A 434-nucleotide genomic window follows, 5' to 3' on the forward strand; every position below is an offset into this window, starting at 1 on the left:
GACGGCACCGGGAGGCCCGCGCCGGGGCGCGGCCGGGCCGGGGCCCGGACCTCGCCCCGGCCCGGGGTCTCGGCCTGGCGGTAGCCCTGGGGCAGCGCGAGCCGGGCGGGCAGCGCGGGCCTGGCCGGTTCGCCCGCCGGGGCCTCCGGCTCCGACTCGGGAGGCTCGTCGTACGACGGCTCCGAGAACTCTTCGCACGACGACTCCGGGTGCTCCCGGTGCGGCGGCTCCGGAGTCTGCTGCCGCGGCGGCTGCCGGCGCGGGGTGGCGCCGTGCCAGGGCATGGCCGCGGCGCCGTCATCCGGGCCGCCGTACGGGTACGCGTACCCCTGCGGCAGGTTCGCGCCCGTCGGCCGCACCGGCGGCAGGATGCCCGGCGGCGGCGCCGTACCGGCCGCCGCCCCGCGCTCCTCGGCCACCTTCGCGGCGGCGGC

General features: G+C 82.3%; 1 pseudogene. It reads right to left on the reverse strand.

Annotated elements, in window-relative coordinates:
* A pseudogene (locus NOD94_RS41305) lies at window positions 1–434 on the reverse strand (hypothetical protein); the annotation flags it as partial.

This window comes from Streptomyces sp. Isolate_45, assembly GCF_024721315.2.
Classification (GTDB): domain Bacteria; phylum Actinomycetota; class Actinomycetes; order Streptomycetales; family Streptomycetaceae; genus Streptomyces.